Here is a 24,771-nt window from a genome sequence, read left to right on the forward strand (position 1 = left end):
TGTGACCGGATCGGTTACCTTAGTTTCTGGTTGTGATGGGTATGATGGGTTATTGGTCTGGGACTTTGGTGAAGATGAATTATTGTCTGGTGTAGTGACTGGTGATTTGTCCTTGGTCTGGGACTGTGATGAAGATGAACTACTTTCTGCTGATGGGTCTTTTGATGATGCTTTTTGATCTTGGGCTTCTTGAGAACTTGACGTGCCTGGGTATGGTGATTCCTTAGTCGTGGATGATGTTGATTTAGATTGCTCATAGGATGGGACTGTCGTAGAGGGATTCAAGAATTTGTTGAATCCCGAAGCAAATGCCACCACAATCAGTAATATACCCCCTCCGATTAAACCTCCCTTTAAAACTGCCTTGTAACTATCGTTTTGTTTTACTGTGACGGGACTTGGGCCTTTAATAGTGGAAACTGAACCGTTGTTGGCTGGTGGTGAGTCACCCGGGGAAATCGGGACTGTGGCTACCGTCCCGTTGTTGGCTGTTGATGGGGCACCAGGAGAAATTGGAACTGTGGCTACCGTAGGTGATGAAGGGTCAGATTGCAGAGCATCAAGCATTTGTCTGACACCAAGAAAGCGATCGCGTGGATGGAATCGAATCGCTTTGTCGAGCACTATTCCTAGGTTTGAATAAAGGGGTGGGGCATCTTCACGCCATAAAATTTCACCAGTCCTCTCATCTGTGTGGAAGAGCTGTGGTATTTTACCCGTTAGCAAAAAAATTGCTGTCAGACCCAAACTGTAGAGATCACTGCTATAGGTTGGGTGTCCTGCTGACTGTTCCGAAGACATATAGCCAGGAGTGCCAATTATAATTGATGCTGGGTGGGGGGTGCCAGAGTTGGTGACTACGGTACTCATTGCTTCTTTGACTGCACCAAAATCAATCAGAACTGGTACTCCATCTCGTTGGCGGATAATGATGTTATCTGGTTTAATGTCCCGATGAATGATACGGCGAGAGTGGACATACTCTAGAACTTTTAACAAACTAATTAGGAGTTCCCTAACTTCAATCTCAGTAAATTTTTTTCCCTGTCTGACCTGTGTTGTAAAGGTATTTCCTCGAATCCACTCTTGAACTAGGTAAAACTTTTCGGCTTCAGAGAAATAGGCATAAAGTCTTGGAATCTGGTCATGTCCTTCCCCTAAGGCTTCTAAAACAGCTGCTTCTCGTTGGAATCGCTCTTGGACGAGCTTGTAAGCTTTAGAATTATGGGCCAATGCCTTAAGTTGCTTAATCACACACCGCCGTCTTGAGGGCATATGGATATCTTCGGCGAGAAAGGTGTCACCGAACCCACCCGAACCTAGAGTCTCAAGGACACGGTAGCGATTGTTTAAGAGTTTTGGATTCATGACGGATTCAGGGACAATTGGGTTCAAAGTGTGGTCATTACTCTAATCTTAAGCTGCTGTCCTATTCAATTATTCAATTGGATAGGTAAGCCATGAGTTATTAGTGATTATCCATTGGTCATTTGTGCATAACAGGAGACTGTGCTTCCTCAACACCGACTCAGGACTAAAAACAGCTATTTGGCATCCTACGGGATAATGACATTAAAATATGCATAAAAGTCAATGGTTATGATGAAAGTAGTAATAATTCTTAATATTAACTGAACTTAAGGTGGAAACAAATTTTACTCAAGACAGTGCCAAAACTGAAAAGCCTTGTGTTTTAGTCTGCCAACATAAGTCTTGTTTAGCAGTCGGTTCAGCTGAAATCCTGGCTGCCTTCGAGCAAGCTGAGGTTTCTGAGTTTAGCGTAATTGGTACAACTTGCCAGGGACAGTGTAGTTCTGGTCCAACGGTGCGGATTGTTCCAGAGGAGACTTGGTATTGCCGAGTCAAACCACAAGATGTGCCGGTCATTGTGGAAGAACATCTGCAAGGGGGTAAGTTAGTAAGCGCAAAACTGCATCCCCGCATCCATATGAGTTTTGGGTATTAGGTATAGGACATAGGGAACAGGGAACAGGGAACAGGGAACAGGGAACAGGGAACAGGGAACAGGGAAACAATCCTGTTTACGTCATTACTATCAGAACCGCTATAGTAATTGGTTTGACACAATGGATTGATAAATAGGGATGGACGGGGTGGACTGATGCACTCAGGACTAATCTCGCAAGACGTAGCCAACACCGCGCACGGTTTGGACTAGACGGTTTTCGTTGTTGGCTTCTAGCTTCAGGCGTAAGTAGCGAATGTAAACTTCTATGATATTAGAGTCACCCATAAAGTCATAACCCCAAACTCTTTCGAGGATTTGCTCTCGGGTGAGGACTTGTCGGGGATGGGCAAGGAGATATTCGAGTAGATCAAATTCTTTGACAGTCAGTTCAATTAATCGTTGACCTCGATAGACTTCACGGGTGCTATGGTTTAAACTTAAGTCGGCAAATTGCAGGATGTTGGGGTCTTCGGTTTGATTGCGTCGCAGATGAGCTCGGACTCTGGCTAATAATTCCTCTACGCTGAAGGGTTTGACTACGTAGTCATCAGCACCAGCATCTAAACCACTAACGCGATCGCTTACTTCATCTTTAGCGGTTAATAAGATAATCGGCACCTGATTACCAGTACTGCGCAGGCGTCGGCAAATTTCTGGTCCTGATATGCCCGGTAGCATCCAGTCGAGTATTACTAAATCTGGATTAGATTCCCGCGCTTCTCCCAAACCAGCTAAGCCATCGTAGGCAACACTAACCTGATAACCTTCGTACTTCAGTTCCAGTTCAATAAACTGGGCTAGTTTGGTTTCATCTTCGACAACTAAAATATGGTGGGTCATAGCTTGATGGTGTCTAGGCCAAACAAGAGGTGCGACCCGTGGCGAATTTAATTCTTAATACGGAAAGCGCACCTATGTAAGTTTTCAGGACTAATACAGATTGGTCAATGTAGGGTAATACTTGTTAAATGATAGCTCTAATCATAACGGTTCTAACCATTAATCATATCTTCTAGAACAATAGTCTTATAGTATTTTGCTATGGATAAATTTGGGAGATAATCGGTGCGTAGACTAATCCTTCGTTTAGGAATTGCATTCATAGTCGGCTTGTTTGGGTTGATCAGCTACTTTACCAGTGTCTCTGAAAACCCAGTAACTGGGGAAAAGCAGCGCATCCAACTTTCCCCCCGTCAGGAAGTGGTGATTGGGTTACAAGCACGGAAATGGCGGCTCAACACGGTTGTCTTTACCCAGATAAAGCCCTTCAAGGATATATTTTTCAAGTGGGAGAGCGGATTTTGACACTCCCCGCCCGCTTATGGACGGGGATTCTTAGTTCCTCGACATGCCTTAAAATTAGCTATCCGTCAAAGGCAATACTTAAGCCGAATACCCGTTTAAAAACCAAGTCTTTAGCCTAATTTAACTAATCCCAGTGGGCTTATCTCCCTAAGCGTTGGAATTTCCCGTTTCCGTGTGCCCCACGGTACGTTAATATTTTGCAATCGTATTTTACTGGTATTCGGTATCCGTTAAGATCCATGCGTTTTAGAGGTTTTTCGCGCCTCGTGTACTAGCATCGCTTTACGTCGTTGGGGAATAGGGCAGTACCGACGAATCCTGCCTGTGCTAGGCTACACACTTAATTATATTATAACACATCATTTTTGAAAAATTCGCCCGCTTATGGGCACCTCAAGTAGCGTGGCCAAAGGCCAGGCTTGAAACCGATATTTTTGGTCACCTTATATGCTGGTTATGGCTGAGTATAAAGCTAAGAAGGCTAATGTGGATATTCAGTGGCTTCATGGTATGGCTGAACAGACGGGTTTAGATGATCAGTCTTTTGATCTAGTTACAGCATCACTGTTGTTTCACGAAACTCCACCTAAGGTAACTCAGTCGATTTTGCATGAATCCTTCCGACTGCTGCAAGGGGGAGGACAAGTTTTGATTCTAGACGGGAATCAGACTACGATCCGGGAGGCGAATTGGCTAACGGAAGTTTTTGAAGAACCCTATATTAAGGCTTACGCTAATGGTAGCGTTGATGCTTGGATGGGTGCAGCTAGTTTTGAAGCAGTCCGGACTACGCAATGGTGGTGGCTGCATCAAATAACTCAGGGTCTAAAACCTTTGCCAGTAGGTAAATCAGCTGTTTGGGAACTTCTATCTGAGGGAAGTTTTCCAGATGATATTGCGTCACAAGGGGTGCCGGTTCCAGCAGTATAGAACAATTTTACAGTAAGCACTTGGACACAATTAACGTTAACTGTTAAGATTAGTAAAGTTTACTGTTAAAATCAGGTAATAAGCAACCGGTAACGGGGAGCATAAGAGGGTTGAGTAACGTTATGTTTTTTAATTTACTCAACAAGAGTAACAGAATTTATGTCTAGGTACTTATGAGTTTGAAAGCAGTTCTGTTTGATTTTAACGGAGTAATAATCAATGATGAGCCGATTCACGAAAAACTAATTGAGGAAATTATTATTGGGGAAAATTTGCGTCCGGATTCCGAAGAGTTTCGACAGGTTTGTACAGGTAGAGGCGATCGCTCTTGTCTGCGAGAGTTACTTAAGCGTCGCGGTCGGGTGGTTACGGAGGATTACTTAAACCAGCTAATAACACGCAAAGCTGCTGCCTATCAACGTCAGCTAGAAAGTATGGAAACCTTGCCCATTTATCCTGGTGTGGAGGATTTAATGGTTCAGATCCAGGGTGCTCAGATACCCATGGCTCTGGTAACTGGAGCACTGCGGAATGAAGCAGAAGTGGTTCTCGATCGCGCTGGTTTAGCTAACTATTTTACTTTGATTGTTGCTGGTGATGATATTACTACTAGTAAACCAGAACCCGATGGCTATCTGCTAGCGGTAGAGCGGCTCAATCAAGCCTATGGTAACCTCAATTTGAAACCTGGGGAATGTCTAGTGATAGAAGATTCTTTGGCTGGAATTGAGGCGGCAAAGCGAGCTGGCATGCCAGTGGTAGGAGTGGCTAGTACTTATCCCCTTCATATGCTACAGCGTCACGCTAACTGGACTGTGGATTATTTGAATCAGCTGGAATTAGAACGAGTGCAGCAGGTCTATTCTGGGGTATCACCTGAGCCAGTAGCAGAAATCTAGACCATACAAGGGCACAGGGATATCAGTCCCGGTGCTAGAATAAACACAAGAAACAAAGGTACTAAGGGGAATTGGCTCAGTTGGTAGAGCGCTGCGATCGCACCGCAGAGGTCAGGGGTTCGAATCCCCTATTCTCCATAGATAGCAGGTAAGCTTAAGCGCTACGCGCACGCTACGCGAACAGCCGTCAGTTGTCAGCCGTCAGCCGTCAGCTAAAGGCTCACGCTACGCGAACAGCTTTGTGGCACAGGCTTCTAGTTTGTGGCACAGGCTTTGGCCTTGGCCAAAAGGCCACGCGGGGCGCGTTTGGCCACGCTGTGCGAACAACCCTGTGACATAACTCAGATTAAACGAAAGATTAAACGAATGCTAACCTGTTTTATTCAAAAGTTGATAGCTGATAGCTGATAGCACCTCAAGTAGCGTGCGCGTAGCGCTAATCGCTGACCGCTGATAGCTGATAGCTTACATATTATCTATCCCTGAACTGGTTCAACCAATTGGTTAAATCCACCTCGGTTTCAAAATCCAACAACGCTTCCCCTAAATCCTCCAACTGGGACAAGGATAATTGCTCAATTTGATGCTGTAATTGGGGATTGAGCTGACCTAGGCGACGGTTAAGTAGACGGATAATTAAATTAAGCTCATTGCGCTTTCCTTGTTCTAATCCTTGTTCTAATCCTTGTCCTAATCCTTGTTCTAATCCTTGTTTTAATCCTTGTTTTAATCCTTGTTCTAATCCTTGTTCTAATCCTTGTTCTAATCCTTGTTTTAATCCTTGTTCTAATCCTTGTTCTAATCCTTGACGAATAATGCGTTGATAAACCACCGACTCTTGCATCATATCCTCCCGAAAATAAGCTTGAATTAACTGCTCATCAAATTTCACCCCAGCCAACAGTTGGACGCAAGCAGACAGGTTACGCTGCTGTTGTCTATCTTCAATCATATCGATTTTGGCTGCTACCTGGGAGAGTAATGTTTCTGGGACTTCAGCTTGTGCTAATACTGCCAAGGGTAGTAACCCTGGAGTTGTCAGTAACGGTTGTGGATCACATTCCCAAATCCGAATCACTCGGTAGTGGAAGGATAGGTTCGGCTCGGTAAATTGATTCACAAATACTCCCGCTAATCGGGTTGGTTTCAGAAAAATTATTACCTGGTCAATCTTACAGCGATACTGGCGATACAACCTCACCCAATAATCCAGCATCCTCAGGGGTAAGGGAGGTTCAGATTGGGGTAAGGTTTGAAATTCCAGATGCAAAATAGCATCAGCAACCCGCACCAAAAACAAGGCATCTGCCCGAATTGGTTCTGTACTTAATTCGGTGTTGAGAATTTCTATATCTTCTGGTGGTTCCTGGTTCCACAACCAACGGGTAAAGGCTTGGGGATATTGTTCCACCAAATATTTAAGGGTACTGTCGTAACTCATAACACATATAGCAAAGGGAGTAGGGACTAGGGAATATGGCATCAAAAATTATCACAATTCCTACACGGATTGCTATTAAGTATTGTAATCTACTGGTTACCCCTTCAGAACTAGATGTCTATTTGACTCAGTTTTTTAAGAATCCGAAGCACCTGATACAAATCATTTCCGGGATTGCGCAGTGAAAATTCAGCAGATGTGGCATATCTGGGCTTTTCACCGTTAACTAGTTTGATGAAAATGAAGGTACCACCAGTGGTAATCATGCCATAGCTTGGTTGATCTGGGTTGGGATTAGCTAACATGTAGGCCAGAATTTGGGGTAGTCCAGCTTCTATGGAGAAGCTAGCCTGTTTGGATTCGATAATCGTCATCCAAAATTCGTTATGTAAGACTAGGGTATCAATGCTTCCTTTGACAATAATGCCGTGGTCGTCAACAGAAATCTCTACGGTTTTTTCGGCTTTGATGTGAAAGGGTTCCAGATAAAATTTTCCGATAAATAGCAGGGGTGATAGGATGGCGAGATTAACGGTTTTTTCTAGTAAGGGTGGGTAATAGAGTAAATTAAAATAACCAGCTTTAACGTCATCTAGTAATTGCTGTTGTAATTCGCTTATTTCTGGTAAGTTTTCTTGCCACTCGTGAAAGAATTGGTTATCGTTAACTAGCTGAAGATTGACTAGGGTTTTTAATGGCTTGAGGGTGATGTCTTTAGCTTGGATTGTTTCTACCATTGTTGTTAAGTTGTTGGTGGGGATCAGGGAATAAAAACGGAAAGTTAAACGTTACACGTTAATTCAGACTTAAATTGATAACCGCTTAATTGGGTATACTAAAATACTTAGCCAACAGTCCGCCGGAACTCAGCAGGGGTGTGCCCGGTCCAACGCTTGAAGGCTCTACGGAATGCACGATCTTCTGAGTAACCTAGCAAACACGATATGGCTTCGATACTGAGTCTGGGGTCACTCAGGAATTGTTGTGCGTTTGCTTGACGAGTTTGGTCTAACAGTTGCCGAACGGTGATACCATGGTCTTGGGTCAAGCGTTGCAAAGCACGAAGACTCATGTTCATCTGTCGTGCTAGGGCTTCTGCACCATATTCAGAACGTTCAGCATTGTGAGCGATCGCATCACGGACTCGAGATAGTTCTGGAGAATCACTAGAACCTGCTAACCGTTCTCGCACCAGGTCTAGATGCCCTTGGATATAACGAAACAGATCCGGATCAGGCTGTTTGGTGGGTAGGTCTAGAGCCCCTTGACGAAACACAAGGGCATTGTGGGATTGTTGAAAGCATACTGGGCTACCAAAGAACTCTTCATAAACCTGGATTGGTCCGAAGGGCAGGTGAGTAAAGTCCGCGCGCAGAAGGATATCATCTGCTCTTAGAATTTCCCGCATATAGCGCAACCCCAAAGCTAGTCCCACTTCAGCAGCGCAACCCCCATCCTCGGCATCCATGGGATGATGCATTTGTAAAATCCCCTCTGAAGAGGACTCAATCAGGGCGATCTGCAGTTGATCCGATAGCACAGACCGATAGCGCACTAAGTTCTGCAAGGCTTCTCTGAGATTTTCAGCATATCTAGCTCCATAGGCTAGTGTTCCAAAGTATGAGAAGGGAGTAGCACTGGCCATGTGGAGTGCGATCGCTTCCCCTGGGTAAGCCTTGGTCAGTAAGCGCCATACCGTTGGTACTAGGTATTGAGACAGGTGGGCATCGGGATCGAGCAGATCGGTACGGGTTAGTCCTGTGGCGGCAGTGATCTGTTCCATCTCTACTCCCCGTGCCACTGCATAAGCTACGGTACTCGCCACCACGCTAGCTAGCATTTCGGGTTTGTGCAATCTGTCGTGAAATGTCCGTTTTGGTGCGCCCATTGTCCTTATCACACCTCTGCTAAAGATGGCAATTTGGTTATAGAAAGCTAGTAAGCATTCAGTTAATAGCTGATAGCTTCAAAACCATTATACTGCGCCATAAGCTGCATTATTGGTTTGCCATTTTTAAGGCATTTGATGACAGGGTTGCACTTTTAAATTTACTCAAAGAATTTTTCAGCAAAGCAAGATTAAAGGAGTAGAACAATGAGTGAATATAATGTAAACGATCGATTTGATGCCCAGGATCTCCTCAAGAAACCTGGTGAAGGAGAAAGGACAGCCACGGACATGATAATCATGGCTCGATCCAGAGACATGGGTGGTGATTTCTCAGTGATGCAGGGTGTTATCAATCCCGGTCACTTGCTGTCACCCCACAGCCATAAGTTTTGCGATCAACTGGTCTACGTGATCTCCAGTGAACTTGTGTTCGAGATTGGCGGTGCAGATGGACTAAGGTTCACAGCTCCTGCGGGAAGCTATGTCCAAAAGCCACGGGGCATTGTCCATGCTTTCTGGAACTCCACTGATACACCAGCTCATTACATCGAGCTGTCAGGTCAGGAAACCTTTGAAGGATTCGTTGACTCCTTGAAGGGGGGCGATCGCAAGGGTCTCGCGAACGCAGAGCGGGACTGGGGCATGGTTTTTGCTCTCGATGAAATTCCAAGGCTGATCAAGGAAAACAACCTCACGGGCCTGGCTATGTCGGAGACTCCCGACTTACCCAATCTACCTAATCTTCCGGAACCAGTGGCAAAGCTGTTTAGCAACATGAAGTTGCGGTAGAAAAGTTTGTAAAAGTGGGGAGATGGAGAGATGGGTAGGTTGTTGAGAATTCTAGGGTTAGCGATCGCATCGGCTTATTTTACTTCGATGTTAGCACTTAACAGTGCCACAGCAACTATCCCTACACCGCCATCTCCCTTACTGGCAAAGGATTTTACTGGGCAAACAGCGTTGCTGAATCTTCCTATGAATAGGAGTAGAGTGGGCATCCTGCCCGCCCGAAAATCTATTGAAACTGGCAAGATGCCAGTTCTACCAAGATGCCCATTCCAGAAAACTCTTAAAATCATTGCCGCCGGAAATAAGCATGAAACTGGCAAGATGCCAGTTCTACCAAGATGCCCATTCCATGAAACTGGCAAGATGCCAGTTCTACCAAGATGCCCATTCCATGAAACTGGCAAGATGCCAGTTCTACCAAGATGCCCATTCCACCTCACTCTTAAAATCATTCCATTATTAAGCAACACCATAATCTCAGCCCAGGCTATGGAATCATCGAGGGTTCAACCTGCTATACCGGTCAAGGCTGAGATTGATGCTAAAACTCAAGTGTTGTTTGAGCAACTTTTTGAGGGATTTGGGACATTCAATATCCTGATTATTTTTTTACTTACCGTTGGTCCGCTCAAGCTAATTGTACCTTTTGTGAAGCTGACAGCTAATGCGGATCCAGCCTTGCGTCGCCAGCTTGCTTTACGGGGGTTTGGCATATCAACCTTAGTGATTTTTGCGGTAGCACTACTTTGCCAAAATGTTCTAAAATCCTGGCAAATTGACCTTTCAGCAATGCTAATCGCAACAGGTATTATCCTTTTTTTAGTGGCTCTGCGAACAGTATTATCCCAGTATAATACCCCCACAACTAAGGATGCTACCCCTGTAAATCCTTCTCTGAAGTTAACGATTAATCCCTTAGTTTTTCCGAGTATTTTAACTCCCTATGGCATTGCTGTTGTGGTGACTATGAGCGCCATGTTCGGACGGATGGCAATTGCTCCGGGTTCTATGTTTTTGCTATTATTATTGGTTATGGTACTCAACTTAGGGGTAATGTTGGTCGCCCATCCCCTTTTGAATCTCATCAAACCCGTGACTCTAAGAGTCCTTGGTTTTGTGTTTGGGGTGATGCAGGTTGCTTTGGGACTGGATATGATTTTGACCGGAGTGAAACTGGAAGCGATCGCACTGAAATTTATTCTAGGGTTGTAAGATTATCTCCAGATAATTACCCGATCTCGCCTCAGACTTCCCACACTCCCCTCTCTTTTGCTATTTCCTATCCCAGACCAAGCTCTTGTCGCAACGCATCGGGCACATTTTTGGCTTTGTCCAAACCTGTAGCATTTTTCCACTTTGTCTGTCGATTCCAAGAGATGCCTTCAAGGTTTGTACCAGTGAGGTCTGCACCAGTGAGGTTCGCACCACTAAGATCCGCACCAATAAGGTTCGCACCACTGAGGTCAGATAATCTAAGGTCAGCATTCCTGATATCAGCAATACTCAGGTCAGTTTTACTTAGGTTCGCTCTGATCAGCAATGCTTTACTAAGCTTGGCTGTATTAAGGTTAGCTCCAGCAAGCTTCGCTTTATTGAGATCAGCTCCAGTAAAGTTAGCTCCAGTAAGTTCAGCGTCATTGAGAGTAGCTTGATGGAGTATAGCATTCGCCAGGTCAATGTCAGTCAAATCGGCTTTTGGGGCATCCAGCCCCCTCATGGAAACACCATAGTTGTTCAAAACCTCAAGGGCTTTTACTCTGGCATGACTAGTAGGCACTCCGGCTCCTGCGGCATTATCGACAATTTGCCATGCCTCATAGATTATCCTTTTTCTGCGCTCTAGACCTTCAAGCATGTAAAGAGACGCTCCAAATAAAAGAGCGAAACCTTCAAGATTGTCCACTTTACAGACTAATAATAGTTGCTTTGCAAAACAAGACCAACCTGAGTCTTTAGATGAGCAAACTTGTTCGGTTTCAGTTGTCTTTGGCTCCAATGACGTTTCAGTTGTCTTTGGCTCGAATAACCTTTCAGTTATTATTTGCTCCAATACACTTAATCCCACTAGAAAGAAGTAAGCAATAATGAAGGAAAGCACTACACGAAGCCAGATATTGCTTAGATACTTTTCGCTTTTGGGAACTACTACACGAAGCCAGAGATTCCTTAGACGCTTGTTTAATAAGCCAATCACCTGTATCCTTATTTACTAAAAGTCCTTATCTTATTTGCAGTATATAGCAGGTCTTAATTGAGAGAGGTAATTTCGTCCTAGGTTTTAGGGAGTAGGGAGTAGGGAGTAGGTAACTAACGTTGCCAAAGGGCATTGCCACCATGAGCAACTGGCGTGGTTTACCATCAGCAACAAAGGCAGTGAGATTGGCTTTAGCAATTCTGCTTCATTTGAATTTGTCAATACATGAATGCGTATTGCTATAATATCGGATAAGAAAAATATTATCCCCCCCTGCGCCCCCGCTCCATAATTTGGTGGAAGCGCATTGCAGATGTTACCCCCTTCTAGGTTAGGGGATGGGTACCTTGGGTGGGATTCTGTAGCTGCTACTGTAAACATCAGAATCCCTGGACATTTGTCCTGGTCAAAAAGGAATAAGTCCTGAAGGGCACCGAGAGCAGGTCAACGTTGAATAAAAAATCAACTATATATAGGATTTATCGTACTTATGAGGGACAGTCAGTGTCTTGATGCAGTCGATCAAAGGGTGAAACCCTCAGGACAGAGCTGCATCCCTACTCTGTGTTCCGAAGTCTCTGCTCCCATTAACCCAGAACGGAATTAATTTAACCAATGGAGAAATGCTATGAGTGGCATGCTCCCAGGGCACCTGATGATTTAGAGATGATTTTAAGTTAACTTATCTTGTCCTAAGCTAAGCTGATCTAGCTGGAGCAGCATCTTAGATCCTAAGGCAATCAAGCAGTTGCATGATTAAGCTAAAGCAACCCAACAGCCACAAAAGATGGTTGTTAAGGTCTAAATTATTGTCTAACTATATTAGTTATATCACTCAGGGCAAACGCATCTAAATTCTATAAGCCTTACTCAGAAGCGATGGAGCGCCTTAATCAGGGTTTTTCCAGTACTCGCTACTGCATCAAGACAAAGATTTCAAAATTAATCAGCAAAACTACCTATCCTATGAATCTCATATCCAGTAGGCATTTCAAAAGAAGATGCGTCTACCTTGGTATATCACTAGCTGTGATGCTCGTGCTGGTGTGGAGTCATGGGGCAGTGGCTCAAGACACTGCCTCAATAGACCCTGAACTGAAGGGTGTCCTGGACACGATTTGGTTGGTGATAGCAGGCTCTTTCGTATTTTTTATGAATGCGGGATTCTGCTTATTGGAAACAGGTTTTTGTCGCAAGCAAAATGCGATCAACATTTTGGCAAAGAACCTAGTAGTGTTCAGTATCGCCACTGTAGCTTTCTGGCTTTGCGGAGCTGGATTAATGTTTGGTGGTAACAATCCGTGGATCGGGACTGAAGGGTTCTTTTTTAGTGGCCAGGACATTTTCAACCCATCCAATGGTGCTGACTCTATGGCTATGAGGGAAGCCAAGTTTTTCTTTCAATTAGTATTTGCTGGCACGGCAGCAACCATTGTTTCTGGAGCGGTGGCCGAGCGCATGAAATTTGTGAGTTTTCTAGTCTTCAGTTTCTTGCTAGTGGGATTGTTGTATCCTATCAGTGGACATTGGGCGTGGTCGGAGTCTGGATGGCTGACCGATATCACTTTCGGAGGGTCTGAAAAATTAGCATTTTGGGATTTTGCCGGTTCAACGGTAGTCCACACCGTGGGAGGAGCTGCTGGCTTGATGGGAACCATCGCCCTGGGGGCACGGGCTGATAAATATCGTGAAATTAAGCAAGCAGAGTTATCTCGACTTAGTCCAAGATCAAAAACTAAGTTTAACAAGAAAATTGAACCCTTAAACGGGCATAATATCACGCTTGCCACCTTGGGATGTCTGATTCTCTGGCTAGGTTGGTTTGGGTTTAATGCTGGCTCTACCTTAGATGCCACTTCCCCCGCCATTCCTCACATTGTTTTAACCACTACTTTAGCAGCCGCAGCCGGTGCAATTGGCTCAATTATCTTTTGCTTTGTAAGATACGGGAAACCCAATCTTGCCTTTATCATCAATGGCATTGTGGGGGGATTAGTTAGCATCACTGCACCCTGCGCTTACGTTAATTTATTAGACGCAGCAGTGATTGGGGTTGTTGGGGGAGGAATTTTTGTGCCCCTGGTTACTGAACTATTAGATTGGTGGGAAATTGATGACCCAGTTGGTGCTATTCCGGTTCACTTTGGTTGTGGATTATGGGGAACCCTGGCGGTGGGATTGTTTAGTATCGGACCAAAAAGTGGTTTCGACTGGGCTTACGCTTTTGGAGATGGTCCTGCTCAAGGGTTCTTCCGGGGAGGCAATCCCAGTCAACTGATCGTGCAAGGATTAGGTGCTGCCACTGTTATTATTTTCATATTACTATCCAGTAGAGCTATTTTATATGTACTTGCTCACGTCATGCCTGGTGGGATCAAAGTATCTGAACAGGAAGAAAGAGAAGGTTTGGACAAATTCACCTTTGAAGACAAAATTCAAGATAGTTACCAATATCAAATCGATAGGTTACGTAAAAAACTAGAGAATTTGGAAAAGATTAGCAACAACAATTAAATAAAAAACACCCCATGAGCTTACCAGCAGGATATTCGCTGAAAGAGGGCGACTATACTATCCAACGTCAATTAGGAAGGGGGGGCTTTGGAACAGCTTACCAAGCCACTCGTAAGTTACCCGATGGCCAGGAAGAGATTGTTGCCATAAAAATTGGAAACGATGAATTAAGCGATAATGAACGAAGCCAAAGAGAAGAAAAATTTAAAGATGAAGCGAAGCGACTCAAGCAATTTAACCATAACCATATTGTTAAATTCATAGAGTACTTCTATGAACCAACAATAAACCGTCCTTGCCTGGTAATGGAATATATTGAGGGAGAGACCCTACAAAAACTCACTCAACCAGGTAATGGAATTCCAGAAGAACAAGCTATCAAATATATTCGGCAAGTTGCTGATGCTTTGGTAGCCATGCATGAGGTTAATTTGATTCATAGAGATGTCAAGCCTGGTAATATTATAGCAAGAAATCGAAACGAAGCAGTCCTTATTGATTTTGGGATTGCCCGGGAATTTGTTACCGACCGGACAATAGAGCTAACGCGACAATGGTCGGAACGTTATGCTCCACCCGAGCAACAAAAACGCCGGTTTAGAGCAGGTCCACAAGTTGATATCTATGCCTTATCCGCCACCTTCTATTTTTTGTTAACCGGACGCGAACCAGTTAATACCAGAGACAGGGAAGATGAAGTCAACATATATAAACCAGATCCTCAAAAACAAGATGCAGAAAACTTCGTCAGTAACGAAAATTTGAGAAGAGCCATTCTCCAAGGTATGGAATTAAATCCAGGTAAACGACCTCAGTCAATCTCAGAGTGGCTAAAATTACTAGAGCCTTCACAAGAAAGGAATCGAACTGATATTTCACCAAGGAATCGAACTGATATTTCAAGATGGGTGATTGGAGTTATCTTCGTTTTGCTGCTATTAGCTGCTGTTGTCATTCCATTGATACATAATCCATCTAATTCAGATAATCCATCTAATCCATCTAATTCAGATAATCCATCTAATTCAGATAATCCATCTAATTCAGATAATCCAACAACTACCAGTGATGAATGGACGGAACTTGAAGACAAAGGTTTATCGGCAATTTATAAACTTAAACAAAACGGAGATGTAGACAACTTCAAAGAAGTACTCAATTTATTTGAGCAAAATAAAAACAACTATCAAGGAGAAAAAGAATTTGAAGAACTGTTTAGTGAACTAACCCGTAGATATTCTCAAGACGTATTAGCTCTAAGCGGAGAGCCAGGAGTTCGTAAGGGAATTGAAAAATTGGAGGAAATTAAGAAAAGGCTGAATGATAATTTTGACATTGAAAGTCTGCCGAAAGATGATCAAATCGCTCAGGAATACAAACAAGTTAAAGCTCTTATAGAGAGGATGAGTAAGTCCCTTAAGGTTAACAATTAAGGCATTGACAACAAGTGTATAAATCATACCCCATAACGTGCTATCCTAAACTTAGGTAACGCTAATAATCCACTAAGCTATAAGATTCGCTAAAGCAATTAATTCAATTAAAATAACCCAATGATAAAGTTACAACCAGGAGATTCTCTGAAAGACGGCGACTATACCATCCAACGTGAATTAGGAAAGGGAGGCTTTGGAACGACTTACCAAGCCACTCGTCAGTTACCAGATGGTCAGGAAGAGATTGTTTCCATAAAAATTGGAAGAGAGGAATTACCCAATAATCAACGAAGTGAAAGAGAAAAAAAATTTAAAGATGAAGCCAAGCGACTCAAGCAATTTAACCATAACCATATTGTTAAATTCATAGAGTACTTCTATGAACCAAGAATATATCTTCCTTGCATCGTGATGGACTATATCGAAGGAGAGAACCTACATAGACTCACTCAAGCAGGGAATGGAATTCCAGAGGAACAAGCCATCAAATATATTCGGCAAGTTGCCCATGCCTTGGCAGCAATGCATAAGGTTAAGTTGATTCATAGAGATGTCAAGCCTAGTAATATTATGGTAAGACATGGAACCGAAGCAATACTCATTGATTTTGGGATCGCCCGGGAATTTGTTCCCGACCGGACAATAGAGCTAACACAACAATGGTCGGAAGATTATGCTCCACCCGAGCAACAACTACGCCGCCTTAGAGCAGGCCCACCACTTGATATCTATGCCTTATCCGCCACCTTCTATTTCTTGTTAACTGGACGCCAACCAGTTAGTAGCAGAGACCGGGAAAATGAACTCAAAAGATATAGAATAGATCCTCAAAAACAAGATGCCGACACCTACGTAAGCAACAAAATTTTGAGAAGAGCAATTCTCAAAGGGATGGAATTAAATCCACAGCGAAGACCTCAGTCAATCTCAGAGTGGCTAAAATTACTAGAGTCTCCAGCAATAATAAGTCGAACTGCTAGGTTAAGACTTATCATTGGAGTTATATTGAGTTTGGTGCTATTAGGTGTTGTCCTCATTCTATTCATCATTCCTCAATCTCCTCAATCTACTGAATCTATTCAATCTCCTCAATCTACTCCAAGTAAAACTCGATGGCTTGAAGTTGAAGGTTTATCTGCAATTTATCAACTTAGAAAAAATAAAGATGTAGACAGCTTTAAAAAAGCTATCGAGCTATTTGAGGAAAATAAAAATAACTATCAAGGAGAAAAAGACTTTGAAGAACTCTTTAGTCAACTAACCCGTATATATGCTCAAGAGGTATTAGCTCTAAGCGGAGAGCCAGGAGTTCGTAAGGGAATTGAAAAGTTGGAGGAAATTCAGCAAAGGCTAGTTCAGAACTTCGACATCGAAAATCTTCCGGAAGATGATATTATCGCTCAGGAATATAAAGATGTTAGTGCTCTTCTAGAGAAGATGAAAAATTCTCGTAACGGTAACAATTAGGATTTTTATGTCTTATTTAAATAAGAGCCAGAGCAATCATCCCCAATAAAGCCAAAGCTGATACAATTGTAGAATCACCTTTCTTATCCTCAGATAAATCCTTCTCTTCTGGATTTGGTTCCTTGATTGTTTCCCAGCACGCCTCTCGAATGGTCGCACTCCACTCACTACCCATTTCTGAAAACCAAAACACATTAGGATCACCTATGAATGGCTGACGGTTAATGGTTTGCTCTTCACGGTTTATGGAGATTGGGTGACGGTTAATGGTTGAAGCTTGACGGTTGTTTAATGGGTGACGGTTAATGGTTGGCCTGTCAGGGTTATCGGAGTATTGGAACTGATATCGATAAGTCTTACAAATAATTGGTTTCGCCTGATCACCAGTAACGGTATTGTTTTTCTGTGACATCGATTAACACCCGATTCTAAAGGTTGACAAGGTAAGCATTCAGCTAAGGCACTACCTGCTGAATGCTGAGTGCTAATAGCTGATTTCTAAGTATCTATAGACTTATCGGGGTAATCACCAAGAATTATGCAGGAAATTTTCAAGACCAGTAAGCGGTCAGCTGTCAGTGGTCAGTGGTCAGCAGTCAGTGGTCAGCAGTCAGTGGTCAGCTTATTTTATTCAAAAGTACTGTGGCACAGGCTTCCAGCCTGTGACCTAATCCATAAGCTAATAGCTAATAGCTGATACCTGATAGCTAATAGCTAATAGCTAATAGCTAATAGCTGAATGCTTACGTATAAAGTTTTTTTAAAATACTCTTTCCGTATATAAAAATACTATAAAGATTCCAAATTAAATTTCCGCCAGAGCCTTTGCAGGTATCCACCGCAAAAGAGGTTTACCATGCACCTCTTTTCTTTTATGGACTTGGGTTTCAGCTTTAAATAAGTGCCACTTACTATAGCAATAATTATGGTTGTTATACATTAACTTTGCTTAATATACATTGCTTAACATCTGGTCGCAGCAAAGCTATTAATATTCCCATAGTAATGATAAAATTCTGCCAGTAAAAAAGAGGAGAACAATGTCTAAAATCTTTAAACTGTTTAAACTTGGACAAAAAAAGCTTCTAATTGCAATACTATGCTGTGCAGTGTTCCTAGGTATTGGTGCCTCATCTGCACTAGCACGGACGCCGACCCAGGCAGAGGTTACGTTTGCACAAGAGACAGCGGACTTGCTGCAAGCAGAACTGTTTGCGGCACTACTTCAAGAGTTTAGTGAGACGACTCCAGACAATGTAGAGCAAGGGAACGTAGCAATTTCCTTGATTTTCGAGGATTGTCATAAAAACTTTCGGCTGATTGGTCGAAAGCAGCCCCTGAGAAAGAATGACCGTCCTCAGGATACTTTCGAGAAGGAATCCTTGAAGCTTGCTCTAGAGGGTAAGTCTAATGAAGTGATTCAGAAGCTTGGACGACGCTCTTTCTTTCGTCGATCGATTCCCCTTGCTAACTTTGATCCGAGCTGCGCACTATGCCACACTAACTTCGGCCCAGTTAATGACCAAGATTACGTTGGAGCACTTACCTTGAAGGTGCCAGTGCCAAAATTCTAAAATAGTAGTCAGCGGTCAGTGCTCAGTGGTCAGCCTATGCGCTACGCGCACGCTACGCGAACAGCAGTCAGTGGTCAGTGGTCAGCTTATTTTATTCAAAAGCACCTCAAAGTGGCACAGGCTTCCAGCCTGTGACCTAACCCATAAGCTAATAACTAATAGCTAATAACTAATAGCTGATCGCTGATAACTGATAGCTTAGGTCTCGATAGCATAAGCCTCAACCTCCAAGCGAACCATCTTGACATGAGTTAATCCTTGAGTATCTATTGGATAGCGCTCGATGTAGCTATCCACAACAGTATCCAAAAATATTTCTCTCAATTCCTGAGGGAGTCTATTGGTATAGGGAAACCATGTTGTTCGTAACCACCCTTTCAATCCTTCTTTGCCTTGATGCTGCATATCTTTAGGAATTAACTGCACACGTTCAGCTTTAAATCCATTTTCTGGTAACCATCTTTGATAGTCTTCAATGCCATAAAATGAATAAGGAAAGGTAAAGTCTATAAAATACTCTTTCCAGTCTGGAGCAGTGATAATTTCTTCTATGATCAGTAGTAATTCCTTAGCGTTACCTTTACCTCCCATCTGAAACAGTAATTTTCCGTGAGGTTTAAGGTGATTACGAACGCCTTTTAAAACTAACACATGGTCAGTGATCCAATGTAAGACAGCATTAGAAAAGACGACATCAAAGCTATGGTTTAGGTTAATCGCTGTAGCATCCATAGCTTTAAACTCTAAATTAGGATACTCTACTGCTGGAAATGTTTTTCGAGCTAACTCAACCATGGTCTTGGATGAATCAATTCCTAAAACACTACCGTTTTTAAGAATACTGGCAAATTCAGCAGTAATCTTTCCGTCGCCACAACCAATATCCAGTAATGTTTCGTTTCCGAGTAGTGATAGCTTTTCAATTAGTTCCTTTGCCCATTGGAGCTGTGCTGAAGAATTCTTAGCATAATCATCAGCATTCCATTGATTGTGATTAGTCATATTGCGAAAGCATTCAGCGGTCAGTGGTCAGTGGTCAGTGGTCAGCCGTCAGCCGTCAGCCGTCAGCCGTCAGCCGTCAGCTTATTTTATTCAAAAGCACCGATCTAGTAGCGATGCAGCGAGGTCTTGGGGGAAACCCCCACTCGCTATTGCATCAAGACAGGTGCGGAAGCAAGTTCCGCACACAGCCCCTCCCCACTCGCTATTGCATCAAGACAGGGTGGCACAGGCTTCCAGCCTGTGACCTAACCCATAAGCTAATAGCTGATCGCTAATCGCTGATCGCTGACAGCTGATAGCTGAATGCTTACCTAAACCTATCGCCTCAAATCAACATGGCGAGTCAAAATCCGAATGATTTCACCCTCGACAGGAGAAGGAATCGGCGGGGTCCACGCTATGACTTCGGCAAAGCGCAGCACGTGCAATTGGTTAATCACACTCTCTACACCTTTGGGTACACCACAGGCGAGGAGGCGGACTGGGGTTTTGCCCTGAGGGACATCATAGATTGGAGCTTTAATTAGCTCTTGCAGCGATGCAGCGCGGTCTTGGGGGAAACCCCCACTCGCTATTGCATCAAGACAGGAACGTGGGTTTACCATTTATATATCACCTTGTTTTCTTGGTGGTGGAATAGCGATCGCACAGAGGTTGTCGAGCCATAGAGTGCGATCGCTTTGTGCTGGCGAGGGAATTGCCAATCACTGTAACTGCGTACTTTTATAGTATATCCTATCTTGGCCAGTTTGTCAACACTTTGAGTTTAAAAAAAAATTAGAGAAGTATTATTTTCAACAATTCATGCTGCGAGAGGTTACAATCAAACGTAACGAGCGTTTAGTATGGTAAGAGGTTAAACACTAAAGTGGTAATTCACTGGAAATTGGCAGTAGTAATGGCTGAGCGCAACATCAGCAACAAAGATCTAGCTGAGATAATTGGAAAGCATCCTAACTCCGTTTCCAGGCTAAAACGGCATCGCCGTCTACCTAGAATTGACGAAGACATACTCAACTCCCTGTGCAAAGCACTCAAGTGCCAACCAGGGGACTTGATAGTCTATCAAGAGGATGAACAAGACCCCTAAAACGGGAAATTTACGGAATTCCCAAGGCTGAAAGCCCCGTGTTTTTAAACCGGGGATTAAAGCCCGTAGCGACTTTAGTCGCCGTGAAAAAGATTTAATTCTGAGTTGACGATTTTCGCTAAGCATGTTAGCGTAATAGTATATCAGTTGAGGTCGAGTTCTGATGATCATAATAGAGTTTAAAGCATACGGCAAACCTATTCAATATCAAGCTATAGACGAAGCAATTCGGACGGTTAAATTCATCCGCAATAGCTGCATTCGTTTATGGATGGATAACAAAGGGACGGGAAAATATGACCTTAGCAAGTACTGCAAAATCCTTGCTAAAGAATTCCCCTTTGCTAATGAATTAAACTCTACCGCCCGACAAGCTGCGGCTGAAAGGGCATGGTCATCAATTTCTCGCTTCTTTGAAAACTGCAAGAGAAAGGTACCTGGAAAGAAAGGCTATCCTCGCTTTCAAAAACACTGTAGATTCGGCTTTGCCGACGCTACGCGAACGGTTGAATATAAGCAATCAGGATGGAAACTTTCCCCTGACAAGAAATCAATTACTTTTAGTGACAAGAAAGGGATCGGAAAGCTAAAACTCAAAGGTACATGGGACTTGTGGCGCTTCGACAAAAAGCAAATCAAACGGGTTCGGGTAGTCAAAAGGGCTGACGGTTACTATGTTCAGTTCTGCATTTCTGTTGATGTAACTGAACAATTAGAACCCGCAGATGCTACCGTAGGACTGGACGTAGGGCTAAAAGAGTTCTACACCGATTCTAGAGGAAACACTGAATCCAATCCTCGTTTTTATAGAACTGGGGAAAAGCGTCTAAAGTTTTATCAACGCCGGGTTTCCCGGAAAAAGAAAGGCTCATCCAATCGTAAGAAAGCCGTCAATAGATTAGGTAGGCAGCACCTTAAAATAAGTAGGCAACGTGAAGAACATGCCAAGAGACTGGCACGTTGCGTAATCCGGTCTAACGACCTGGTCGCCTACGAAGATTTAAGAGTTAAAAACCTGGTTAAAAACCACTGTCTCGCTAAGTCTATTAATGATGCAGGTTGGCATCAATTCAGGAAATGGTTAGAGCATTTCGGTAAAAAGTTTGGTAGAGTCACCGTTGCGGTAAATCCTGCCTATACAAGCCAGAATTGCTCAGAATGCGACGAGGTAGTCAAGAAGTCATTATCAACTAGGACTCACGTCTGTAAATGTGGTTGTAAGTTAGACCGAGACCACAACGCCGCAGTCAATATCTTGAAAAGAGCTTTGGGTACGGTGGGGCACACCGGAACCTGGATCTTAGATCCAAACTCTTCGGGAGATCTGACCTCTACTGTTCTTGGTTCCGACCAGGTTCAGCAAGTCGGGTCGTTGAGCGAAGAATCCCCGCGTCTTTAGACCGGGGAGTGTCAACGGTAATCGGAAATCGGAAATCGGAAATCGGTAACCGGTAATCGGTAATTTTCCCTGAGCCTTAGCCATCAGCGCGTTATGGATGGGCCCAAAATATAGGAGCCCTTACCTGTCTGGTGAATCGTCTCTGCAATTTTTTTAGCCACCTTTTCACTAGTCCAGTAGCTGTCGTGAGCACTACCACCATTTATTAATGCTAAAAATGTCGATTGTATCGGTTTAGCGACATTTTCTAATAATCCAGAACCGTAGGTAAGTACATCTTCAAGTTTGATGACTTTGTCATACTCATCTACTAATTTTGGCAACACTCCTTCTAGGGGCCAAGCAATGGGATCCCCCGGATGTACAAAGTTTTGCCAGGGTAACGCCACTCCTTGTTGAGTCAGACTTCCCAGTAATTCCTTTAGTTTGGAACTAATATCATGGGTACTGCCATCTCTGGTTTTGCCAACAATATGGATCAGAGTAAATAGGGCAATCGGTGAACCCATGGTATGAACACTAGCCAGGGGAATGGCACTGTCTTGCTCAGATTCGATGCCCAAAATGCTTTTGCGAATCTCCTGAATACTCTGATGACCAGGTATAGTTGGGTCATCCCATCGACTAGCAAACAACACATCAAATAGGATAATCGTTCCCCAACTGTGAGTAACTAGGTGCAAACGGTCTTGATCCTGGTATCCCTCTAATCCCTGATAAGCTTGTTTACTCATCTGCTCAATCGCCAGAGAGCTAACATGTCTGCTGAGGTAGAGAGCTCCGTCTCCAACGAATTGTAAGATTTGCTTTTCACGGAAGTCTCTGAACCAGAACTCATTCCAAGCCTTCGATTCCTTCAATGCTCCTAGGAGTTCCTTCTCCTGCTCAATCACCACATTACCCCAGTAAAGAGGGATCTTTTTGAGTTGAACAGATGACTCAACATTAGATTGAATCAGATCGAAAAGCTTGTCAGCGTATTCGGGTGTTTCTCGATCTTGGCGAGTATTAACACCATGTATAAACAAAATGTAGTCAGTAGCCACGGATCAGCCTCTCTTCTGTGGAATTTGATCGATGATTCCATCAGTTTATGCGATCGCGTACCCTACCCGACGGCTATCATCGATTTCTGGTAGGGAGTAGGGAGTAGGGAGTAGGGAGTAGGGAGTAGGGAGTAGGGAATATGGCATCAAAAATTATCTAAATGTAATTCTTGAGTGATGATATTTTTACAAATAAATATAAGATGCACCCGATATAATTTATGTCTTCTATTTCCTAAAAATACAGCCAATTTATTAGGCTAAAGTTAAGCCCTGATCAGGTAGTTTGGTAAAATAGTTTCGTTATCTATCTGTGCCAATTCAATTTGCTTTTGGGTCAGATTTTTAGCTCCTTGGAGGTTAGCCCCTCTTAAATCTGTACCCTGAAGATTAGCTCCTTCTAAATTGGCCTCTTGCAAGTTAGCTTTAATCAACGATGCCCGCTGTAAATTAGCATTCCAGAGAATTGCCTTGTCTAGCTTAGCTCTCCTGAGAAATGCGCCTTCTAGGTTAGCATCAAATAAGCAAGCATCTGTCAAGTTAGCTTTAATCAAATATGCTCCTTGGAGGTTAGCTTGATTACAGTCTGCCCCTTCTAGATTGGCTCCGATCACAGATGCTCCTTTTAGATTAGCCTGATTAAGAGAAGCTCCTTGTAGTTTGGCTGCATTAAGGTATGCCTCTTGGAGCTTTGCTTCTGTTAAGTTTGCCCCCATCAGTGTGGCGTGACGTAAATCAATTTTCTCATCTTCGAGCTCTTTTGAGCTGTCGCGCCTGGCAATAACCGTCAGGGCACCTTGAATATCAATGGGAAGTTTTTGGTGTTCTGTAATTGGAAGGGGACTGCATGAGTCATTGATTTGCTTTTGCGTTTCTACATGAACCTTCCAAGGGGACTGATATCGCACAAACGTCGATAAAATTTCCATTATTTTCCAGTGGTCTTCGGCAGAAACCTTAGCAATTCGTTCTAGGGCATAAATTCCACCTAGCCGCAGGGCAATCTGATCAGAACTCAGCCACTCCAGGGCATTATTCAAGGATTGAATTATTTGCTTGTCTTCTGTAACCCTAGGAGTATTGAGAATTATACCATTTTTTTCAAGATTTCTCCATAACCCTTTGTTTAAGTAGTAAAGTTTAAGCAAAACTCCTAGTCCAATAGCCATTATTACAACAGCTATAAAAAACAAAGTTTGGTCTTTTTGCTCTACTTGATTGACAAAAAAAAATAGTTTATTCAGTTGGGATTTTTCAATAAATCCCTCAACAAAATTTATGGGAAATACCACAAACCAATATAACGAAGCAATCCCTAAGTAGACCAAGCCACTATACATCAAAAAAACAACCATTTTAAACCGTAAAGGGTGATTGTTGGGCGGGTTTATCTTCAGTTTCATCTCTTGTATTATCTTGACTGACTCAACTGGTAGAATAATTACACTACACTCTTGTGAATATTATGTGAATAAATCAAAAATTCTAACCAACGAGCTGTATCTATATACAGGGAATCGGGAACAGGAAATCGAGAACAGGGAATCGGGAATCGGGAGTCGGGAATCGGGAGTCGGGAGTCGGGAAAAGCGGGAAATGGGAAGAATTATCCCGGAAATGATAGTGTATTTTGATACATATTTTTATTAATTTATACGTAATAAAAGTACCTACTCGCCCCTTTTTAAAAAACCTACCCTTGTAAGCATCTCCCCATATTCCCCTCCTGGGAGGGGTTAGGGGTGGGTTCCCATCTCCCCATCTCCCCATATTCCCCTCCTGGGAGGGGTTAGGGGTGGGTTCCCATCTCCCCATCTCCCCATCT

The 24,771-nt window shown here is 43.3% G+C and carries 23 protein-coding genes, 1 tRNA gene and 2 pseudogenes; 13 read left to right on the top strand and 13 right to left on the bottom strand.

The features are described from left to right. Positions 1 to 1,368, bottom strand: a 1,368-nt coding sequence (locus tag AC4II3_RS06960) for a protein kinase domain-containing protein (protein WP_488012794.1), incomplete at its 3' end; no start/stop codon positions are given. 274 nt (positions 1,369 to 1,642) lie between these two features. On the opposite strand from AC4II3_RS06960, the gene AC4II3_RS06965 reads away from it, so the two are divergent. Further along, positions 1,643 to 1,966, top strand: a complete 324-nt coding sequence (locus AC4II3_RS06965; protein WP_488012792.1) for a (2Fe-2S) ferredoxin domain-containing protein — start codon at positions 1,643 to 1,645, stop codon at positions 1,964 to 1,966. Positions 1,967 to 2,134: 168 nt separating this feature from the next. On the opposite strand, the gene AC4II3_RS06970 is transcribed toward AC4II3_RS06965, so the two are convergent. Then, entirely contained in the window at positions 2,135 to 2,809 is a 675-nt protein-coding gene (locus tag AC4II3_RS06970) for a response regulator transcription factor (protein WP_293058955.1), read from the bottom strand. 225 nt (positions 2,810 to 3,034) lie between these two features. Here AC4II3_RS06970 and AC4II3_RS06975 point away from each other — a divergent pair, with 225 nt between their 5' ends. From AC4II3_RS06975 to AC4II3_RS06990, 4 genes and pseudogenes are all read left to right on the top strand, one after another. Continuing rightward, entirely contained in the window at positions 3,035 to 3,274 is a 240-nt protein-coding gene (locus AC4II3_RS06975) for a hypothetical protein (protein ID WP_070394151.1), read from the top strand. A gap of 438 nt (positions 3,275 to 3,712) precedes the next feature. Further along, positions 3,713 to 4,204: pseudogene (locus AC4II3_RS06980) on the top strand (class I SAM-dependent methyltransferase); the annotation flags it as partial. A 173-nt stretch (positions 4,205 to 4,377) separates the two neighbouring features. After that, entirely contained in the window at positions 4,378 to 5,103 is a 726-nt protein-coding gene (locus AC4II3_RS06985; RefSeq protein ID WP_488012789.1) for an HAD family hydrolase, read from the top strand. Positions 5,104 to 5,168: 65 nt separating this feature from the next. Next, positions 5,169 to 5,241 (top strand) — tRNA-Ala (locus AC4II3_RS06990). A gap of 334 nt (positions 5,242 to 5,575) precedes the next feature. Here the strand turns inward: AC4II3_RS06990 and AC4II3_RS06995 are convergent. The 3 genes from AC4II3_RS06995 to AC4II3_RS07005 all read right to left on the bottom strand — a co-directional run bounded on the left by AC4II3_RS06995 (position 5,576) and on the right by AC4II3_RS07005 (position 8,432). Next, a complete protein-coding gene (locus AC4II3_RS06995; protein ID WP_488010781.1) occupies positions 5,576 to 6,544 on the bottom strand; it encodes an Rpn family recombination-promoting nuclease/putative transposase in 969 nt (322 codons plus the stop codon). Positions 6,545 to 6,654: 110 nt separating this feature from the next. Beyond that, positions 6,655 to 7,281 carry a restriction endonuclease subunit R gene (locus tag AC4II3_RS07000; protein WP_488010779.1) on the bottom strand — a complete coding sequence of 209 codons (627 nt, stop codon included), beginning with the start codon at positions 7,279 to 7,281 and terminating at the stop codon, positions 6,655 to 6,657. A 107-nt stretch (positions 7,282 to 7,388) separates the two neighbouring features. Then, entirely contained in the window at positions 7,389 to 8,432 is a 1,044-nt protein-coding gene (locus AC4II3_RS07005; protein WP_488010777.1) for an AraC family transcriptional regulator, read from the bottom strand. A 207-nt stretch (positions 8,433 to 8,639) separates the two neighbouring features. On the opposite strand from AC4II3_RS07005, the gene AC4II3_RS07010 reads away from it, so the two are divergent. Both AC4II3_RS07010 and AC4II3_RS07015 read left to right on the top strand, forming a co-directional pair. Beyond that, the gene (locus tag AC4II3_RS07010; protein WP_488010775.1) at positions 8,640 to 9,224 is read left to right on the top strand and encodes a cupin domain-containing protein; all 585 of its coding nucleotides are present in this window, start codon (positions 8,640 to 8,642) and stop codon (positions 9,222 to 9,224) included. Between the two features lie 30 nt (positions 9,225 to 9,254). After that, positions 9,255 to 10,436, top strand: coding sequence for a MarC family protein (locus AC4II3_RS07015; protein WP_488029201.1), 1,182 nt, complete (start codon positions 9,255 to 9,257; stop codon positions 10,434 to 10,436). A 67-nt stretch (positions 10,437 to 10,503) separates the two neighbouring features. Here the strand turns inward: AC4II3_RS07015 and AC4II3_RS07020 are convergent, their stop codons facing one another. Next, positions 10,504 to 11,418 carry a pentapeptide repeat-containing protein gene (locus AC4II3_RS07020; RefSeq protein WP_488010769.1) on the bottom strand — a complete coding sequence of 305 codons (915 nt, stop codon included), beginning with the start codon at positions 11,416 to 11,418 and terminating at the stop codon, positions 10,504 to 10,506. An 84-nt stretch (positions 11,419 to 11,502) separates the two neighbouring features. Further along, complete coding sequence (locus AC4II3_RS07025; RefSeq protein ID WP_488010767.1) at positions 11,503 to 11,640, bottom strand: hypothetical protein; 138 nt, start codon at positions 11,638 to 11,640, stop codon at positions 11,503 to 11,505. Between the two features lie 744 nt (positions 11,641 to 12,384). On the opposite strand from AC4II3_RS07025, the gene AC4II3_RS07030 reads away from it, so the two are divergent. The 3 genes from AC4II3_RS07030 (at position 12,385) to AC4II3_RS07040 (ending at position 16,835) form a co-directional block, all read left to right on the top strand. Further along, a complete protein-coding gene (locus AC4II3_RS07030; protein WP_488010765.1) occupies positions 12,385 to 13,932 on the top strand; it encodes an ammonium transporter in 1,548 nt (515 codons plus the stop codon). A 14-nt stretch (positions 13,933 to 13,946) separates the two neighbouring features. Continuing rightward, positions 13,947 to 15,365 (top strand): serine/threonine protein kinase, encoded by a 1,419-nt coding sequence (locus AC4II3_RS07035; RefSeq protein ID WP_488010764.1) that lies wholly within the window; start codon positions 13,947 to 13,949, stop codon positions 15,363 to 15,365. A 120-nt stretch (positions 15,366 to 15,485) separates the two neighbouring features. Continuing rightward, positions 15,486 to 16,835: a serine/threonine protein kinase gene (locus tag AC4II3_RS07040; RefSeq protein WP_488010762.1), complete on the top strand. Its 1,350-nt coding sequence runs from the start codon at positions 15,486 to 15,488 to the stop codon at positions 16,833 to 16,835. 16 nt (positions 16,836 to 16,851) lie between these two features. Here the strand turns inward: AC4II3_RS07040 and AC4II3_RS07045 are convergent, their stop codons facing one another. Further along, positions 16,852 to 17,247: a hypothetical protein gene (locus tag AC4II3_RS07045; protein WP_488010760.1), complete on the bottom strand. Its 396-nt coding sequence runs from the start codon at positions 17,245 to 17,247 to the stop codon at positions 16,852 to 16,854. Between the two features lie 628 nt (positions 17,248 to 17,875). Between AC4II3_RS07045 and AC4II3_RS07050 the strand changes: the two genes are divergently transcribed. Then, entirely contained in the window at positions 17,876 to 18,409 is a 534-nt protein-coding gene (locus AC4II3_RS07050; protein WP_488010758.1) for a hypothetical protein, read from the top strand. Positions 18,410 to 18,607: 198 nt separating this feature from the next. On the opposite strand, the gene AC4II3_RS07055 is transcribed toward AC4II3_RS07050, so the two are convergent. Together AC4II3_RS07055 and AC4II3_RS07060 are read right to left on the bottom strand one after the other, a co-directional pair. Further along, entirely contained in the window at positions 18,608 to 19,411 is an 804-nt protein-coding gene (locus AC4II3_RS07055; protein ID WP_488010756.1) for a class I SAM-dependent methyltransferase, read from the bottom strand. 317 nt (positions 19,412 to 19,728) lie between these two features. After that, positions 19,729 to 20,016 carry a hypothetical protein gene (locus tag AC4II3_RS07060; RefSeq protein WP_488010754.1) on the bottom strand — a complete coding sequence of 96 codons (288 nt, stop codon included), beginning with the start codon at positions 20,014 to 20,016 and terminating at the stop codon, positions 19,729 to 19,731. Between the two features lie 263 nt (positions 20,017 to 20,279). Between AC4II3_RS07060 and AC4II3_RS07065 the strand changes: the two genes are divergently transcribed. Beyond that, the gene (locus AC4II3_RS07065) at positions 20,280 to 20,501 is read left to right on the top strand and encodes a helix-turn-helix domain-containing protein (protein WP_008188939.1); all 222 of its coding nucleotides are present in this window, start codon (positions 20,280 to 20,282) and stop codon (positions 20,499 to 20,501) included. A gap of 163 nt (positions 20,502 to 20,664) precedes the next feature. Next, positions 20,665 to 21,900, top strand: a complete 1,236-nt coding sequence (locus tag AC4II3_RS07070) for an RNA-guided endonuclease InsQ/TnpB family protein (protein ID WP_488010752.1) — start codon at positions 20,665 to 20,667, stop codon at positions 21,898 to 21,900. A gap of 83 nt (positions 21,901 to 21,983) precedes the next feature. Here AC4II3_RS07070 and AC4II3_RS07075 read toward each other — a convergent pair whose 3' ends face one another. The 3 genes and pseudogenes from AC4II3_RS07075 to AC4II3_RS07085 form a co-directional block, all read right to left on the bottom strand. Further along, on the bottom strand, positions 21,984 to 22,946 hold the full coding sequence (locus tag AC4II3_RS07075) for a hypothetical protein (RefSeq protein WP_488010750.1): 963 nt from the start codon (positions 22,944 to 22,946) through the stop codon (positions 21,984 to 21,986). 266 nt (positions 22,947 to 23,212) lie between these two features. Next, a complete protein-coding gene (locus tag AC4II3_RS07080) occupies positions 23,213 to 24,301 on the bottom strand; it encodes a pentapeptide repeat-containing protein (protein WP_488010748.1) in 1,089 nt (362 codons plus the stop codon). Positions 24,302 to 24,449: 148 nt separating this feature from the next. Then, positions 24,450 to 24,771, bottom strand: a pseudogene (locus AC4II3_RS07085) (hypothetical protein); the annotation flags it as partial.

This window comes from Moorena sp. (genome assembly GCF_982860115.1).

Bases quoted from the DNA above. Each gene is read 5' to 3' on its own strand.
- AC4II3_RS06970 (WP_293058955.1), bottom strand. From the start codon at position 2,809: ATGACCCACCATATTTTAGTTGTCGAAGATGAAACCAAACTAGCCCAG.
- AC4II3_RS06985 (WP_488012789.1), top strand. From the start codon at position 4,378: ATGAGTTTGAAAGCAGTTCTGTTTGATTTTAACGGAGTAATAATCAAT.
- AC4II3_RS06995 (WP_488010781.1), bottom strand. From the start codon at position 6,544: ATGAGTTACGACAGTACCCTTAAATATTTGGTGGAACAATATCCCCAA.
- AC4II3_RS07000 (WP_488010779.1), bottom strand. From the start codon at position 7,281: ATGGTAGAAACAATCCAAGCTAAAGACATCACCCTCAAGCCATTAAAA.
- AC4II3_RS07005 (WP_488010777.1), bottom strand. From the start codon at position 8,432: ATGGGCGCACCAAAACGGACATTTCACGACAGATTGCACAAACCCGAA.
- AC4II3_RS07010 (WP_488010775.1), top strand. From the start codon at position 8,640: ATGAGTGAATATAATGTAAACGATCGATTTGATGCCCAGGATCTCCTC.
- AC4II3_RS07015 (WP_488029201.1), top strand. From the start codon at position 9,255: ATGGGTAGGTTGTTGAGAATTCTAGGGTTAGCGATCGCATCGGCTTAT.
- AC4II3_RS07030 (WP_488010765.1), top strand. From the start codon at position 12,385: ATGAATCTCATATCCAGTAGGCATTTCAAAAGAAGATGCGTCTACCTT.
- AC4II3_RS07035 (WP_488010764.1), top strand. From the start codon at position 13,947: ATGAGCTTACCAGCAGGATATTCGCTGAAAGAGGGCGACTATACTATC.
- AC4II3_RS07040 (WP_488010762.1), top strand. From the start codon at position 15,486: ATGATAAAGTTACAACCAGGAGATTCTCTGAAAGACGGCGACTATACC.
- AC4II3_RS07045 (WP_488010760.1), bottom strand. From the start codon at position 17,247: ATGTCACAGAAAAACAATACCGTTACTGGTGATCAGGCGAAACCAATT.
- AC4II3_RS07050 (WP_488010758.1), top strand. From the start codon at position 17,876: ATGTCTAAAATCTTTAAACTGTTTAAACTTGGACAAAAAAAGCTTCTA.
- AC4II3_RS07055 (WP_488010756.1), bottom strand. From the start codon at position 19,411: ATGACTAATCACAATCAATGGAATGCTGATGATTATGCTAAGAATTCT.
- AC4II3_RS07060 (WP_488010754.1), bottom strand. From the start codon at position 20,016: ATGGTAAACCCACGTTCCTGTCTTGATGCAATAGCGAGTGGGGGTTTC.
- AC4II3_RS07070 (WP_488010752.1), top strand. From the start codon at position 20,665: ATGATCATAATAGAGTTTAAAGCATACGGCAAACCTATTCAATATCAA.
- AC4II3_RS07080 (WP_488010748.1), bottom strand. From the start codon at position 24,301: ATGGTTGTTTTTTTGATGTATAGTGGCTTGGTCTACTTAGGGATTGCT.